The organism is Crenothrix polyspora (genome assembly GCF_900163755.1).
Taxonomy (GTDB): Bacteria; Pseudomonadota; Gammaproteobacteria; order Methylococcales; family Methylomonadaceae; genus Crenothrix; species Crenothrix polyspora.
On record NZ_FUKI01000120.1, the window covers coordinates 1 to 12,785 of the forward strand.

At 42.8% G+C, this 12,785-nt stretch carries 10 protein-coding genes and 1 tRNA gene; 2 read left to right on the forward strand and 9 right to left on the reverse strand.

The features are described from left to right. The 9 genes from CRENPOLYSF2_RS10355 to CRENPOLYSF2_RS10395 form a co-directional block, all read right to left on the reverse strand. Positions 1-918 (reverse strand): putative Ig domain-containing protein (locus CRENPOLYSF2_RS10355; protein ID WP_176371098.1); only part of this gene is annotated, 918 nt, incomplete at its 3' end. 499 nt (positions 919-1,417) lie between these two features. After that, positions 1,418-3,892 (reverse strand): sialidase family protein, encoded by a 2,475-nt coding sequence (locus CRENPOLYSF2_RS10360; RefSeq protein WP_087143879.1) that lies wholly within the window; start codon positions 3,890-3,892, stop codon positions 1,418-1,420. Between the two features lie 678 nt (positions 3,893-4,570). Further along, positions 4,571-5,161, reverse strand: a complete 591-nt coding sequence (locus tag CRENPOLYSF2_RS10365) for a DUF502 domain-containing protein (protein ID WP_087143880.1) — start codon at positions 5,159-5,161, stop codon at positions 4,571-4,573. A gap of 251 nt (positions 5,162-5,412) precedes the next feature. Continuing rightward, positions 5,413-6,954, reverse strand: coding sequence for a DegT/DnrJ/EryC1/StrS family aminotransferase (locus CRENPOLYSF2_RS10370; RefSeq protein WP_087143881.1), 1,542 nt, complete (start codon positions 6,952-6,954; stop codon positions 5,413-5,415). A 5-nt stretch (positions 6,955-6,959) separates the two neighbouring features. Further along, positions 6,960-7,211 (reverse strand): hypothetical protein, encoded by a 252-nt coding sequence (locus CRENPOLYSF2_RS10375; protein WP_087143882.1) that lies wholly within the window; start codon positions 7,209-7,211, stop codon positions 6,960-6,962. Positions 7,212-7,215: 4 nt separating this feature from the next. Continuing rightward, positions 7,216-7,794, reverse strand: a complete 579-nt coding sequence (locus CRENPOLYSF2_RS10380) for an acyltransferase (protein ID WP_087143883.1) — start codon at positions 7,792-7,794, stop codon at positions 7,216-7,218. A gap of 2 nt (positions 7,795-7,796) precedes the next feature. Continuing rightward, positions 7,797-8,849: a Gfo/Idh/MocA family protein gene (locus CRENPOLYSF2_RS10385; RefSeq protein ID WP_087143884.1), complete on the reverse strand. Its 1,053-nt coding sequence runs from the start codon at positions 8,847-8,849 to the stop codon at positions 7,797-7,799. A 302-nt stretch (positions 8,850-9,151) separates the two neighbouring features. Next, the gene (locus CRENPOLYSF2_RS10390; RefSeq protein ID WP_087143885.1) at positions 9,152-9,502 is read right to left on the reverse strand and encodes a DMT family protein; all 351 of its coding nucleotides are present in this window, start codon (positions 9,500-9,502) and stop codon (positions 9,152-9,154) included. A gap of 158 nt (positions 9,503-9,660) precedes the next feature. Beyond that, positions 9,661-9,747, reverse strand: a tRNA-Leu gene (locus tag CRENPOLYSF2_RS10395). Between the two features lie 191 nt (positions 9,748-9,938). Between CRENPOLYSF2_RS10395 and queA the strand changes: the two genes are divergently transcribed. After that, positions 9,939-10,958, forward strand: a complete 1,020-nt coding sequence (gene queA, locus CRENPOLYSF2_RS10400; RefSeq protein ID WP_087143886.1) for a tRNA preQ1(34) S-adenosylmethionine ribosyltransferase-isomerase QueA — start codon at positions 9,939-9,941, stop codon at positions 10,956-10,958. A gap of 350 nt (positions 10,959-11,308) precedes the next feature. Next, positions 11,309-12,649: a hypothetical protein gene (locus tag CRENPOLYSF2_RS10405; protein ID WP_087143887.1), complete on the forward strand. Its 1,341-nt coding sequence runs from the start codon at positions 11,309-11,311 to the stop codon at positions 12,647-12,649. Positions 12,650-12,785: the final 136 nt, after the last annotated feature.

A 12,785-nucleotide genomic window follows, 5' to 3' on the forward strand; every position in this document is an offset into this window, starting at 1 on the left:
AAAAGCGGCGAGACTGGCCGTACCGCCCTTGCCGTCACTGACGCTGATTACAATCGCGGAGGTAGTACCTACGTCGCTGGCCGTTGGTGTCCCCGTTAAAGCACCGGTGCCGGTACTGAAGCTTGCCCAAGCGGGTTTATTGCCTATGCTGAACGTCAAGCTGTCGCCATCAGGATCGCTGGCCACAGGCGCAAAATTGTATGCAGCACCGGCATTGACGCTGGTTGCTGAACTGCCGGTGATGGTGGGTGGCTGATTAGTTATTTTTGCCACAACTGATAAATTGAACGCTGGCAGGCTCTTATTACCGCCATACCCGTCATTGACGCTAATCACAATGCCGTTTGTCGTCCCTATGTTTGCCGTTCTCGGTGTTCCACTTAATACCCCTGTTAATACATTAAATACCGCCCATGCTGGCTTATTAGCAATGCTGAACTTTAGTTTGTCCTTATCAGGGTCGGCTGCAATGGGCGTAAATTTGTAAGCAACACCTGCTTGTGCGATAGCCTGGGGTGTGCCACTGATAGTTGGGGGCTGATTAAGCCGAAGCACTTGCAACTTAAATGTCAATCGTGCACTACGCCCCTTATTGTCCTTCACGGTGATGGTAATGATTCTGGCTGGAGCCACATGGGCTCTAGCTGGCGTTCCCGTTAAGATACCCGTTTGGGGATCAAAAGTGAGCCAAGCCGGTTTATTACTGATACTAAAAGTTAATGGGTCATTGTCAGGATCGCTAGCCGTAGGCGTGAAAATGTAGGCTGTGCCTTCAACTGCTTGAGTCGATGGTGGTCCGCTAATCACAGGTGGGCGATTAATCGCCGCGTAACTATTGACTTGATAAAATCCTAAAAAAATCGATAAGGCCGCTGCAAGTTTGTGCCTTACAATGGGCAGGTCATCATTATTTTTCATGAGGGCATTTCCTAGAGATAATGGGGTTGGCTTGGATATTGTAAAATGTTACTGATGTGGACATTGGCATAGCCCGTTATACCAGCTATTCCAAAGCAGGTATAACACAATGATTTTTATGTAAAAGAAATTATAACCATGTGTGTTAAAGCCTGTTGCTTTAAATTATAAATTAATTCCATAGTGTAAATCAATTTGACAGTGCTAAAAATGGCGGGAGTAGTTGCCTTTATCCTAAAAAAATCAGTTGGACATGCAGAAAACCGTTCGTACCCTATAGGGACACTGCTATTAAGTTAAGCAAAAAAGCACCCTCTCCTGCTGGAGAGGGGGTGAGGAAGATAAAATCAAGCATTTAAATTTCCCCTCATCCCAACCTTCTTATTTATGCCCTGTGGGTACCCTGGGCAGGGCAAGCGCATATAATTTTTACGCTGCACATAAATTTTTTCTCTAAAAAAGTCATCTAATCCCGCCAAAAAGCGTTTTCTTTTGATGCCTAACGCCAGTTTTTCATGACACCCTGACCCAAGCTTCCCAATACCAGACGACCAGATTGCGCACCATACGCAATGCTAGAGATATTGTTATAGCTTAAACCCTTATTTAACTGTTCCCATTTACCGTTCAGATTAAAGCGCAATACGCCCATTGATTGCGGACTGTAACCTCCAGAGGTATAAGCCATTGATGAGGTTGCCACCCATTCATTTTTAACAAAGGGCGACACAGCCACTGAGCGCATATAAGGATTTGCGTATAATTGTTGCCAATTATTACCTTCGGTTGCCGCCCAGAGGCCGCCTTTGCCCCCTGCGCTGCGTGTGTCAACCACTGCCATATAAGCACGGCTAGGTGTAAAAGGGTCTGCCACAATACGGCTAATAAAATAGCGCTCCAGATAAGCGTTGAAGGTGTCTGTCAGACTTTCAGGTTTTATCATGTGCGTGCTTTCTGTCCAATCCCAGCTATCACCACCATCTTTAGAGACAAAGAGCCCCGCACTGCCAGCGGCGTAAACCAGTTTGCTGTTAAAATAATCAACCGCTGTTGTGGTGCAATAATTGAGATTGGCGGTTTTGTCTCGGCAGCTTAAGACCTTGAGCCAATTTACGCCGTCATCAACACTGCGATAGACCTCTCCGTTAGCGGTTAAAAATACAGTGCGCTGTGTAACAGGGCTATTAGGGTCAACCGTGATGCCATAAATGAGTTTTTGATCTTCTACTGCAATGCCGTTGTTGGCATCTTGCCAAGAATCAAACTTGCCAGAATTGGTGCTGCGTAATAACGTCATGTGTTGATTAATATCATCCCCCATCGCTGCCCACACTTTACCTACATTGGCCTGGTCAATCGCAAAACTCGTTGCATTACCACCTGCGCCACGCCAACCGCCACCTGCTGCCAAAGCAGTCTCAAAGGGGGCGCGGTACATATTAAGGTTAAGTCGGCCATGATAAGGCCGTGGCAGAATCAATGGACTGGCGCTAGCCAGGCGTACTGGTTTAGTAGCTGATGCTGGCATGGCTTTGAAATCTCGCATTGAAGGAGTGGCCGCTATTGGCGGACTGGTAACCAGTTGCGTAGGGTTGCAGCTTTCCCAGCTCACTCCATTGTCAAGGCTACGCCAGCACCCCATATCAGCATAGCCGCCAAAAATGACGTTTTTGACGTTTTTGCCGGTTTTCCAGCGGCTTGCTGCGACATCCAGCGTGTTTATATTTTCAATACCACGAGACCGCCAGCCGCCGGTAGCACTGGCTTTGGTGAAATATTGTTTGAAGCTTATACCACCGTCTGTGGTGTTAAATAACCATTGTGCATTAACAAACAGCATGCGGTTGGCATTGCGTGGATCTATGGCCATAGTACGCAAACTTTCGCCAGTGTAGTAGAAGTTGCTCAGCAAATCAGTATTTTGTAAACTGGAAAAATGCCAATAATCGGGTATTTCCCAACCTGATTTACGCCCCCCTAGTGCGGTGTTATTATTAATAAAACGCCAGGTGAAATCACTGCCCTTTTTAGTGGCTGCCCAAATACCCCAACGGGCTGTTTCCCAAACCGACAAAGCGTTACTGACCAGTCGTAAGCTATTGGTATTTTTAGCATCGAGCCACACGCTGTAACCGACATTATTGCCAAAATAATCAAACTCCTGTGCTTGTCCAGTGGTAGACCACGTTGTACCTGCATCGGCTGAATAATACACGCCTGTGGTTGTTGATAAGTACATGTCATTTGGATTACTGGGAGAGAGGGCAAAATCAAAGGCATCGCCCAGTGTTGTACCAATAGCAGACCAGGTTTGGCCACTGTCTGTACTTTTATATACCGCACGTAGCGCCAATGACACAAAGCGATCCGGCGAAGAAACCGCATACAGTTCGTTAGAGCGTTTGGGGTGGATAACCAGCTTTTGTATGCGTGCGTTGGAAAGGCCTGTGGCTGCTTGTGATGTCCAGGAAAGCCCGCTGTTAGTGCTTAAATAAATAGTGGGGCTGGCGCTATTGTAAGCCGTATGACCCGCCGCATAATACGTTGCCGGTGTGCCAGGAGAAAACTGGATGCTGGTAATGTAGCGATCCGCTTGCGTTAGGGTGAATTTTCTACCTTGATTAGCGCTTCGGTAAATACCGTCATCACTGCCTAGCAAGATAATCTGAGGGTTAGTTTTATGGAAACCTATTGAAGAAATATGCGTCGATAATAAACCTTGTGGTGCGCCAATTGCCAACCAGCTGATGCCATTGGTCGTACTGAGATAAGCGCCACTGAGATCGCTGGCGGCAATAATTGTGCCAGTAGGGCCAATGCCGACGGCTTCAAACCACCCTCCTGCACCGGGCGTGATAGATTGCCAGGGTTGAGATGCCAGGGAAGTCGCCGCATGAGCATGGGCTAAAAAAACACTGCTGCTTAAAAAAAAAGGCAGTGCCATTACTTTAAAACTAAAAGTAGACTGTTTCATAGATGGGCTTGTAAATGTAATTTTATGAGTGTGATTTCTGAGTCCATTAACACACGGTGAATGCTGTATTTTTTCTGTTATTTAAGTTTAGTAATTGTAAGAAAAAAATACAACGATTACCATAATAATACAATAATACTATTTTAGTAATTGAAATTTAATAATTATTTAATTCATCGCAGATGAAGAAAGCTCTGAGTATTATTTACACTCAGACAGGGTGGTTTGCTGTGCGTCTCCCTACGTTAAGCTTGAGGAAACCTGATTGGACTTGTCTCTTCGGGACGATTTTTGAAATCTAGCCATAATTTTTAGGTGATTTTCAAAAAATAACAGGGAAACCTGAGGTTTGTCTATGTCTTGCGTTTTTTGAGTTTAAATTGTTCGCTACTTTTGTAAGAAATTGTAGAATAGTTTCGCGAAGAAAATCACCACAATCAAAATGACCAATGTTAAATATTTTGGATATTTTGCAAACAGTTGTGTATTGTTTGGCTTTGATTGCGTATTGGACACGGTGGTTTACTGCGCGAAACCGCCTGGCATATTTAGACCTGTCCGGCTCAATCGATTAAGAGAGTAATCACGGAATAATGGCCTATAGGTGAAAACAGATAACATCCCTGCAAGCGATATTATCTGCATAATACTAGACAGAATGCGTATTGCTGTACCTTATCAAGGCAATTTTGTCACTTCCGAGAGCTTGTTAAAGTCAACCCCAACACTAACAATAAGACTGGTTACTTCTTCAATATCCATCTTGGATTGTTTAACTTTTGACTTATCAACAATCACAGTAAAGCCAGACGTTGGATTGGGTGAGGTAGGAATAAACAAAACATATTTGTTTTCATAACGATTGGTCACATAAGCCATCATCCACATATTGTCCTTGGGGTATTCAACATAGACAATTTCTTTAGCAATGGTTTGGTCATGTGAAGAAAACATACCAATCACTTTTTTAAGCACGCGATAAATGGTATTTAAAAACGGGATACGCTCAATAATTTTGTCAAAAAGAGTAATGATCCACGGCTTGCCTTTTTCGACAATCGTACGCCCGATGGACACTAAGATGGTAAAACTAAGAATAAAAAACAACATTGTGTAAAGATAGCTATCTGCATAGCCATACACCGAGCTGAACAAATCAGATACCAATTCTTTGATAAAAATAATAATTTTAAGAATGATAACAATCGGGATAACGGCAAAAATACCAATCAAAAAATAATTCATCAGCGTTTTAGTGAATGCGTTCATCTCTTCCTCATATTTTTATTAGTTTTATTGTGCGCCACAAGACGTAGTGGGAATAATACGCCTACTTTACAGCCTCTTAATCTTTATGCATAGCGAGTAGTTACAGCGTTTTCACAGTTCAATAGTTACAGCGTAACCGTTCGCACTGAGCTTGTCGAAGTGTGCCGTTCATGCTTCGACAAGCTCAGCACGAACGGTGGCTGTAACTGTCCTAAGTTGAAAACGCTGTATGTCTTAAATATAAAAAATAATCAATCGTTTACCTGGCTAAGTGATTGCATTATTTTATCAAAATTAGTCTCATCATAATCAGCACTCATCGGCAGACTCATCACATGTTGGGCAAGTTGTTTGGCAATAGGTGTGCAATCCGCGCAACATAAATCCTGATAAGCGGGTTGTTGATTTAACGGTACAGGGTAATGCACCGCTGTTGGAATACCGTTTTGCTTGAGTACATCCTCAACTTTTGCGCGATCATCAACCACTATTGTGTATTGTGCAAACACACTACTGCGATCTTGTCGTTGCTGTATTCGTGTTATGCCAGCAGCATCCATTAAGTGGTTATAGTGTTTACCCACAGCTAATCGCTGCGTTACTTCCCAATCAAAACGCTCCAGTTTAGCTAATATAATAGCGCATTGCAGGGTATCCATACGTCCGCCGACACCGATACGGGTATGATAATAACGTCGACTTTGACCGTGTACACGAATTTCACGGCTAGCTTTTGCAAGGGCATCATCGTTAGTGAATATTGCACCGCCATCGCCATAACACCCCAGTGGTTTACTGGGGAAAAATGATGTACAGCCGATTGTGGAAAGATTACAGCTCTTATTGCCCTTGTATTCGGCACCAAAACTTTGCGCGGCATCTTCAATCACAGGCAGATTGTATTTTGCCGCAATCGCATTAATGTCGTCCATGTCGGCAACTTGTCCGTACAAACTCACCGGCATAATCGCTTTGGTGCGTGGCGTAATTTTGGCTTCAATCAGGCTGGCATTAATGTTACAGGTGTCGGGCTCAATATCTACAAACACTGGTTTTGCGCCCAACAAAACAATTACTTCCGCCGTCGCCACAAAAGTAAATGGCGTAGTGATGATTTCATCGCCAGGCTGAATACCCAAGGCCATTAAGCTAATCAGCAGCGCTTCTGTGCCACTTGCTACCGTAATGCAATGTTTTGCACCCGTATACGTCGCTAGCTTTTCTTCCAACTGAATGACTTCAGGCCCCATGATGTATTGGCCGTGATGCAGCACCTGATGAATATTATGTTCCAATTGTGGACGAATTGCGTCTTGTTGGGTTTTTAAATCAATAAAGTCTACCGGCTTGACGTGCATGCTCTGCGCCAGATACGCTATCGGCGATAGAATACGTGAATCATTCATTGCTAACAGGCTGTCATCACGGGTTAATAATGCTATTTCATTCACTTTGAAACGATTTAACGCTCTGATCAGTTGCTCATTTTCTGGATTTTGCGTATTGAAAACATCGCCTTCGCTGGCTAATGCCGCTAGCCAATGTTTATTAGCTGAAAACGCCTGTAATTCTAATAAGGCAATTTGCATGGCGGCTCTGGCAGAAACACCAGGACGCACACGCGTAATTTCGCTGCTCAGATTATAGGTAAGCGCCTGCACTGATCCCGCGTATAACCACACGCGCCCACCGGCCATTGCACAGCGCTCTATCGCTTGTTGCGCTTGTTGTTGCCATTCCATTTTAGGCGCACACATATCAACAACGATATTTACATCCAAAAGTAAATCCATGCTTATTAATCCTCTTGTAATGTAAAAGCAGTAATGTGTTGACGTTGTTTTGAACTCAATTCGGGTAAGTCTTCCTCTGCTAAAGACAGTACTTGATTTTCAATATCTTTCATTTGCTTTAGCCACGTATCGCCCGGATGTGCCTCAAGTAATAAATCGAGCTGTGATTGTTGATAGACAGCACTGGATTTATTGGATATTGAAAATTCATCCGCTATCTCCAGCCGTCCATTATGATGCGCCGCGTCAATTTGCATGCCGTTATTCTCCAGAGGTAACATGACCCGTTTTTAAAATATACACTTTGCCCGTGTGTGGACACGTTGCCGTTGCAGCGCCGGTCAGCGGCAAATCCAGCTTTTCACCGTACTCACTCATCCAGCCAATTTGCTTTGCAGGTACGCCAACCATTAACGCATAGTCAGGTACATCTTTATTAATGACTGCGCCCGCGCCAATAAAAGCATACTCGCCAATAGTAACGCCGCACACAATCGTGCAATTAGCCCCTAATGTTGTACCGCGCTTTACCAACGTATTGCGATATTCGTCTTTACGCGATACCGCTGAGCGTGGATTATACACATTGGTAAATACCATACTAGGCCCACAAAACACATCGTCTTCTAAGGTAACATTATCATAGATTGATACGTTGTTTTGTACCTTAACATTATTGCCGATCAGTACCTTATTGCCGACAAATACATTTTGTCCAAACGAGCAATTGCGACCAATTTTTGCGCCGCTACAAATGTGCGCCCAATGCCAAACTCTGGAGCCGTCACCCAGTTGAGCGCCTTCATCAACAATAGCGGTATCATGCTTTGTGTATGCCATATTTAATATTCCAGCGGCAAATTAACAGTTTTGCCATCTCGTGCCGATAGATATGCCGCAATTAAAACTTCAAGTGATTTTAAGCCTTCGCGGCCATCAGTATCCGGCTCTGCATCACCACGTAACACATCAATTACATTTTTGTAATACAACGGATGTCCAAAGCCATATACCGAAGTTGTTTCGTAATTGGCCTCTTTAATATTTTTATCGTAATCTTGCTCATCTGCAAAATGCCAATCTTGAATATCATTGACGGCAACGCCGCCGACTCTTACAGTGCCTTTGTCACCCAGTATAGTGATTGAACCTTCATAGTTTTTAGGATAGGCTAGCATGGTAACGCTCATTGATCCCAACGCGCCATTGCGCCAACGAATATTCAATACCCCCGTATCTTCAACTTCAATATCGCGTTTCAAGGTTGACATCATGGCTTGTACACTGGCAACAGGGCCAATCAGCCATTCAATTAAATCAACATAATGGCTGGCTTGATTCATAAACGCACCGCCATCAAGCTCCCATGTACCACGCCATTTTGCCTGATCGTAATAATCTTGTGGTCTGGACCAAAATACATTGATATGCACCATGTTAATACGGCCAAAACGCTTTTCTTTTACTGCGCGTTTTAATAACTGAAGCGTTGCGTTGCTTCTGTTTTGTTTAACCACAAATAAGCGCACGCCAGCAGTATCACATGCTCGCACCATCGCTAAGCCGTCATTCCAACGCGTTGCCATAGGCTTTTCGGTAATAACATGCACACCTGCGTGCGCCACGGTAATGGCCTGTTGTGAATGCGTGCCACTGGGCGTACACAACGACACCACATCCAGTTGTTCATTCTCCAGCATTTCCTCTAATCGAGAATAGCCTTTAACGGCATAACGTGCTGTATGCTCTTTCAGTATGTGCAGATTAGTGTCGCATACCGCAACTAATTCAAAATCATCGGCATGCGCTTCAACTGAACCAAAATGATTTTTTGAAACTCTGCCGCAGCCGACAATAGCTATCCGTATTTTTCTTTGCTTTACTGTTGAGAACATGGTGACCCTCTCCTAATGTCTATTTTTAACATTCCAATGTAGCATTCTATCGCAAGTCGTTACGCTAACAGGCTAACGACCTTGCTGTTAAATGAACCGTGACGCAATATAGTGCGTCATCAGTGGCTTAAAAAAACTGACAGAAGCCGCTAAAATCAGTATAAGTTTAACAAAAAACGCGCCGCTGCGCTTGTGAGACCGCTATTGAATAGGTTTATTTACTTAAAGATAAAACAAAATGTAAGGGGACTGGCTAAGATTGTTTTGCTGTCTGGTTTTACGAGTAAGCGTATCTTGGGGCGTTATAGTTTTTCTCTAAACATAAAATACACCGCTCCACATAAGCAAAAACCGGCCCATAAATAATCTAGTTTTAATGGTTCACGTAAATAGTAAATCGAAAAAGGCACAAAAATACTCAGGGTAATTACTTCTTGAATAATTTTCAGTTGCCCAACGCTGAGCGCAGTATAGCCAATACGATTAGCCGGAACTTGTAATAAGTATTCAAATAAGGCAATGCCCCAACTGATTAACGCTGCGATAATCCAAGGCTTATGGCTTAGTTCTTTTAAGTGCGCGTACCAGGCAAAGGTCATAAACACGTTACTGCACAATAGTAAACTAATGCTGGTTAAAACAGGATAATTCATGAAGTTTTGGGTTGTTGTGTGTACGCCAAACAAACAGTGGATTAATGAGTAACGCGATATTCATGCGTTGCGGGTGATTTTTTGTGGTAATTGCTTATTTTTAGGCAATAAAAAACCCGTTAAGTTAGATAACTTAACGGGTTTTAGTATTTATTCATTGGTACCGAGAGCCGGAATCGAACCGGCACGATGTCACCATCACCGGATTTTGAATCCGGCGCGTCTACCAGTTCCGCCATCCCGGCAAATGAATTACAGGCATTATAAAGGGAGTTATTTAATAACACCAGCTTTTTTAAAAAAATTGTATGCTGAGCGCTGCAAAATAGCGTAAATAGATTTTTATCTTTATGATGGTCGGCCTATTTTATTCACTTGCAGAGCACTAAACGGCTACTGCAACGCATTATTTTGACGATTTATTTTTAATGATACCATGAAAAAAAGTGATTTTTCCTACGACTTACCCGATGCTTTAATTGCACAAACACCGCTGATAGACAGAACCGCAAGTCGGTTATTGGTGATGAACAAAAAAACCGGACACTGTGAAGACACGCAATTTAATACATTTATTGACTTACTCAAGACGGATGATTTACTGGTTTTTAACAATACCAAGGTTATTCCTGCCCGACTGTTTGGTAAAAAACCAACGGGTGGACACGTTGAAATATTAATTGAGCGGGTGACCGGCAGCCACCAAGCGCTTGCACATATAAGAGCGAGTAAATCACCTAAAGTGGGTACCTGTATTGATTTGGCAGAAGGCCATAGCTGCAATGTATTGGCGCGGCACGATGATTTATTTGAGCTACAATTTTTTGGGCTACCTTTATTGACACTATTAGAAAAAATAGGCCATATACCTTTGCCACCCTATATTAAACGCGCTGATGATGCGGTTGATTTAATTCGTTATCAAACCGTTTTTGCGCAAGAAGCGGGTGCGGTTGCAGCGCCTACCGCAGGCTTGCATTTTGATGTGGCTTTGCTGGATAAAATAAAGCAAAAAGCGATACAAACAGCCTATGTTACCTTGCATGTCGGCAGCGGTACGTTTCAGCCAGTGAGAGTGGATAATTTAGCAGAGCACATTATGCACAAAGAGTATTTTGCGGTAACGCAGGCAACAGTTGACGCTGTTTTGCAAACAAGAGCACGCGGTGGACGGGTGATTGCTATTGGTACAACGGCTGTGCGTGCTTTAGAGTCAGCCAGTAAGTCGGGTACGTTGAGCGCTGGATTTGGCGATACCGATTTGTTTATTACACCGGGCTATCAATTTAAAGCAGTTGATGCTTTATTAACCAATTTTCATTTATCAGAATCAACCTTATTGATGCTGGTATCGGCATTTGCCGATTATGAGCCAGTTATGTGTGCTTATCGCCATGCGATTGCGGCATCGTATCGGTTTTTTAGTTACGGAGATGCTATGTTTATAGCAGACTAACCATTAAACAACAGTGCTGCATGGCTTAAAATCCATGCGGCACTGTGTAGCGGTTAATTAGGTGGATTTAGTTAAAATAGCTTTGTGAGTTATAGCCGCGTGGCAGTGGCTATTAGAGCGGCTAAGGTCTTTTGTTCTTCTTTGGAGGGTTTATAGGATTACATAAGCTTACGAGTTAAGCAATATGTATAACTACCTATTTAATAAGTTAAAAAAAATTGTTATGCTGTATTTTATGAATGGGTTAATCAACAAGATTACGTTAAATTTTGCTAAATAAGCTCAACTTGAACGTTAAGAATAAAAAATCAACATAATCAGTAGTTTTTATACAAATTAAGGAATGATGAATGAAGTCCAATCAATTAATAACATCAGCAGTCATTTTATGGGCAAGCTTAACCGTATCCTCGGTAAGTTATGCTCAGCCATCGGTGTTGACATCTGATCAAGATGGTTTGTTTGCTGTCGATAAGCAAGCTAATATTTGGGGAACCAATCAAGTAGAGGGTAAGTACGCACAGCAAGTGGTGAAATTTTCTGGTAAGCGTACGCAGTTTTCTCGCAAGGCGTATACGGGGTCGCTTATTAGAGCTCTTAAACCCAAAAACAGTAATGTTGTTCATAATACAGAGGGTACTGTTGAGCAAGTATGGCCATTACCCGATGGCACGGTTTTGTTTATGGCGGGTGTTAAGGGTAAAAACTATTTATACAAATTAAACCCTAAAACCAATACGGTTGGTAATAATAATTTAGGTAATTACAATAATAAACAGGCTGTTATGAATGTTGGTGAGAGTTACGACAGCCGCTTGAAAAAAAATGTGCATTATGAGGATATTCGTGGATTGCATCAACGATCTTTGCTGGTAGCAAAAGTGGCCGGTAAAACGGTGCTGTTTTTCGGCGATTATAATGTTAATCGTAATCGGGTTAAAGGCGGTGCGGGTGATGCAGTGGGCTTGTGGCAATCTACTGACATGGGCAATACCTGGCGTAGTGTTGTCAAATGGAACACTAATGGCCTTCATGCGGTAGATCATATCCATGGACTTAGACAAAATCCATATAACGGCTGGATATATATATTATTCGGTGACGATAAAGATGAGCCGGGCATTGTGGCTTGGAATGGTGTGTCCAGAGCTATCCCTAATAATACGCCTTTAGCTAATATTGGTCTTAAAAATAGATATTCAGGCTGGAGAGCGCTTTCGGGTACGCAAAATGTACGTGCTGGTGATATTGTATTCACTAAGGATAAATGTGTTTGGCTACCTGATCGTGACTTTATTAAGCCCGGTTCAACATTGTTCGGTCAACGGGCTAATCATGATTTAACGGGCTTGCAGTCAACTAATCCTTTTTATTTTGGTAATGGTGTTTCCCCGATTCTTGCAGAAATAGATGCCAAAGGTACTATTTATTGGGCATCATTCAGATCACAATTTAATCCTTTAGCGCCAACCAACGAGACAGAAAAGAAACTATATTTATGGACCTCAACCGATTCAGGATTTACCTGGTCGCTGCCTGTTAAAATAGACGTTTATAACAATTGGACATCTGTGCCACAAAATTTATTTATTTCTTCTTGGGGTGAGCTTGTGTTGGGTGGTCGGGGTGTTATTTTTGATGATGCAGCTAAGGGCGATGCCAGCGGCTCTTCGGTTTATTTGCGGCGATAATACGTAGCCTATTAAATGTCGCTGAGTAAAATAACCGTGTGTTTTTAACCCAGAGTACGGAATTTTCTGAGCATATTTTTTGCCTTGATGAACTAAGCATAAGGTTTTTTAACAAAATAAGTGGGTGTTTTTTTAG

What these genes read in the sequence shown, in the direction of transcription:
- CRENPOLYSF2_RS10360 (WP_087143879.1), bottom strand. Translation starts at nt 3,892, where the DNA reads ATGAAACAGTCTACTTTTAGTTTTAAAGTAATGGCACTGCCTTTTTTT.
- CRENPOLYSF2_RS10365 (WP_087143880.1), bottom strand. Translation starts at nt 5,161, where the DNA reads ATGAACGCATTCACTAAAACGCTGATGAATTATTTTTTGATTGGTATT.
- CRENPOLYSF2_RS10370 (WP_087143881.1), bottom strand. Translation starts at nt 6,954, where the DNA reads ATGGATTTACTTTTGGATGTAAATATCGTTGTTGATATGTGTGCGCCT.
- CRENPOLYSF2_RS10375 (WP_087143882.1), bottom strand. Translation starts at nt 7,211, where the DNA reads ATGCAAATTGACGCGGCGCATCATAATGGACGGCTGGAGATAGCGGAT.
- CRENPOLYSF2_RS10380 (WP_087143883.1), bottom strand. Translation starts at nt 7,794, where the DNA reads ATGGCATACACAAAGCATGATACCGCTATTGTTGATGAAGGCGCTCAA.
- CRENPOLYSF2_RS10385 (WP_087143884.1), bottom strand. Translation starts at nt 8,849, where the DNA reads ATGTTCTCAACAGTAAAGCAAAGAAAAATACGGATAGCTATTGTCGGC.
- CRENPOLYSF2_RS10390 (WP_087143885.1), bottom strand. Translation starts at nt 9,502, where the DNA reads ATGAATTATCCTGTTTTAACCAGCATTAGTTTACTATTGTGCAGTAAC.
- queA (WP_087143886.1), top strand. Translation starts at nt 9,939, where the DNA reads ATGAAAAAAAGTGATTTTTCCTACGACTTACCCGATGCTTTAATTGCA.
- CRENPOLYSF2_RS10405 (WP_087143887.1), top strand. Translation starts at nt 11,309, where the DNA reads ATGAAGTCCAATCAATTAATAACATCAGCAGTCATTTTATGGGCAAGC.